This window comes from Rhodopseudomonas sp. B29 (assembly GCF_000333455.1).
In the GTDB taxonomy this organism is placed as follows: domain Bacteria; phylum Pseudomonadota; class Alphaproteobacteria; order Rhizobiales; family Xanthobacteraceae; genus Rhodopseudomonas.
In genome coordinates this window covers 1-2,930 of record NZ_BADD01000372.1, presented here as the reverse complement: position 1 = coordinate 2,930, position 2,930 = coordinate 1, and the positions used below count along the sequence as shown (strand labels likewise).

The window sequence follows — 2,930 nt, the reverse complement described above, 5'->3', positions numbered from 1 at the left end:
GCCCCGTAAACACCTTCGTCAACGTGCCGGAATATCCGCCGGCCGATTTCAAGGGCGTGGTTCGCTCCAATTTCGATACGCTGTATTCGGTGGCGTGGATCGATCTCACCATGGAGCCGATGGTGATCACGGCGCCGGACACCGCGGGCCGCTACTATCTGCTGCCGATGCTCGACATGTGGAGCGACGTGTTCGCCTCGCCGGGCTGGCGCACCACTGGGACCAAGGCCGGCGAATTTCTGCTGACCCCGCCGGGCTGGAGCGGCAGCGTGCCGGCCGGCATGACGCGGATCAGCGCGCCGACGCCGGTTGTCTGGATCATCGGCCGCACCAAGACCGATGGTCCCGCCGATTACGAGGTCGTTCACAAGATCCAGGCCGGCTACACCGTCACGCCGCTGTCGAGGCTCGGCAAGCCGCCCGTGCCGGTCGAGGCCACAATCGATCCGTCGATCGACATGACGACGCCGCCGAAGGTGCAGGTCGACACCATGTCGGCTGGCCGTTACTTCGCCACCGCGGCCGAGTTGCTCAAGATCCATCCGCCGCACGCCACCGACCAGCCGATGCTGGCGCAACTCAAGAAGATCGGCATCGAGCCGGGCAAGAGCTTCGACATCGACAAGCTGGATCCGGCGATCCGCGCCGGGCTCGCCACCGCGCCGGAGGACGCGCGCCGGCTGATGGCCTGGAAGGTGCCGACGCTCGCCCGCATCGTCAACGGCTGGTCGATGAACACCGACACGATGGGCGTCTACGGCAACTACTATCTCAAGCGCGCCATCGTCGCTCAAATGGGCCTCGGGGCCAATCTGCCGGAGGACGCGATCTATCCGCTCAACCTCGCCGACGACACCGGCAAGCCGCTCGACGGCGCCGCCAACTACGTCATCCATTTCGACAAGGGCGCGGCGCCGCCGGCGCGGGCGTTCTGGTCGATCACGCTGTACGATCAGGATGGTTTTCAGGTCGGCAACGCGCTGAATCGCTTCGCGGTGTCGAGCTGGATGCCGTTCGTCACCAACGCGGACGGCTCACTCGATCTGTTGATCCAGCACGACAGCCCCGGCAAAGCCCGCGAAGCCAACTGGCTGCCGGCGCCAAAAGGCCCGTTCAACCTGACGATGCGCATCTACAGCCCCGCGGCCGACGCGCTCACCGGCAAATGGTCGCCGCCGCCCGTGACCCGCGTGCAGCCTGTTCCGATCGTGGGGGCGCAATAGCGAGCGAGCAGGGCTGGCGCGCCTCTACTCGCCGCACGAGCGGGTGGGCATGGCGCATGCGCGCCTTCGCCCACCCGACGACGCAACAATTTCAGCTAATCGAAGCCGACGAACCGCGCCGCCTCGTGCACCGGCTTGCGCTCCGACACCACGGCATTGGCGGGGAAGTCGTCGTCCGGCCAGCCGAGGGCGATCGCCTTCATGATCACCTGATCGTCCGGAATGCCGGCGTGCTCGCGCACCACCGGCGACTGCATGATGCCCTGGCTGTTGATGACGCAGCCGAGCCCGCGCGACCACGCGGCGTTGACCAGCGCGTTGGTCACCGCGCCGCAGTCGAACGCCGTGTCGTCGCTGTCGGCGAGCACACGGTCGTAGCTGATGATGATGCACACCGGCGCGTCGAACTGGCGGAAGCCGCGCATCACCCAGTCCTGCCGCATGGCCGCGTCGTCGCGCGCGATCCCCATCGCGCTGAACAGCTGCTTGGCGACGCCGATCTGCCGCTCGCGGTGGACGCCGGCGAACGGCTGGCCGATGCGGAATTCGCGAGAATGCGGGATGCCCGCGAGGTTGCGCTCGGTGTTGCCGGCGCGGATGCGATCGAGCGGCGCGCCGGTGATGACGTGAAAATTCCACGGCTGCGTATTCATCGACGACGGCGACCGCATCGCCAGCGCCAAAATCTCCTCGATCATTTCCCGCGGCACGGGATCAGGCTTGTAGCCACGAATCGAGCGCCGGCCGCGCATGACGTCGTCGAAGTGCATGCGAGTATTCCCCGAGCGTTTCTGGTTGGCGGGGACAATGGTGGGTTCGGGGGGAGAGTGCAAGCGTGGCACCGATTGTGGGTATGGATCGCGCGTCAGACCGGACCCTGCATGAGACGAGCGACATGGGGGACCTGATCTCGCCGCGCAACCCGCGTACCGCTGCGCTCACGCGGGCGACGCTTGCTTGCTACGAGCATGCGTGCAGCGCGCGGATGCGGCGCGGTCTGTGCCCACCCAGAGGGTGACGTTCATCTGCTTCGTGGAGCTATGAGAGTCCTTTTGCGCTGCTCTTCGTCAGCAATTCAATTACTCTTGCTGTTATCTCAACGAAGAGTGTTCTTGCGGCTGCTCGAAAGCGGGTGCGCTTATCGGCTCCTGCTGACCAGAGCAAAGCGAATTCTCGCCTTTTGGCGAGCGAGCCGGCTATATTAAATTCGAACTGCTTTTGTATTTCGTCCCTCGCGGCGTGGATGGGCTTCATCGCTGAATCGCACATCGTCGATGCAATATTTGCCTGTATGCTGTAGCCGCCGGTGCGGCAGACCTCTATGCAGGCCGGTCGGTGCCCAGCCGTCAAGATGCTCTCTGCTTCCAGCATATCTTTGTCGCCAGAGTCAATTTCAGCGATTTCTTGCCAAGTAAGAATTGCGAATTTGCTTCTCTCCACTAATCCTTTAGTTAGAAATACATCGTGAGAGGTTCCGGTGATTAGTGCAATGCTAGAGGCTATTGCGCTTATTTGAACGAGGTCAGATCGTTTGAATTCCTCAATGAAGTATCTCAGTTGGGTCGGACCAACATACATCGAGAATTGTGAACATGTTAATTGTGTGAAGGATAGTCGACAGTGGTCCTTTAGTTGCGGTAGCTGGAACTGATCAGAGGCGCAGTGGAGAATCGGCTCGATGCCATGGAATAAGGATGCAGAAACGAT

At 62.6% G+C, this 2,930-nt stretch carries 3 protein-coding genes; 1 reads left to right on the top strand and 2 read right to left on the bottom strand.

From position 1 onward, the window contains the following. Positions 1–1,223, top strand: a 1,223-nt coding sequence (locus I5M_RS13450) for a DUF1254 domain-containing protein (RefSeq protein WP_022721873.1), incomplete at its 5' end; no start/stop codon positions are given. Positions 1,224–1,318: 95 nt separating this feature from the next. On the opposite strand, the gene I5M_RS13445 is transcribed toward I5M_RS13450, so the two are convergent. Together I5M_RS13445 and I5M_RS32245 are read right to left on the bottom strand one after the other, a co-directional pair. After that, positions 1,319–1,993, bottom strand: coding sequence for a nitroreductase (locus tag I5M_RS13445; RefSeq protein WP_022721872.1), 675 nt, complete (start codon positions 1,991–1,993; stop codon positions 1,319–1,321). A 268-nt stretch (positions 1,994–2,261) separates the two neighbouring features. Next, positions 2,262–2,930, bottom strand: a 669-nt coding sequence (locus I5M_RS32245) for a hypothetical protein (protein ID WP_210161622.1), incomplete at its 5' end; no start/stop codon positions are given.

Excerpts from the sequence above, each read along its gene's own strand:
- I5M_RS13445 (WP_022721872.1), bottom strand. The coding sequence starts at position 1,993 with ATGCACTTCGACGACGTCATGCGCGGCCGGCGCTCGATTCGTGGCTAC.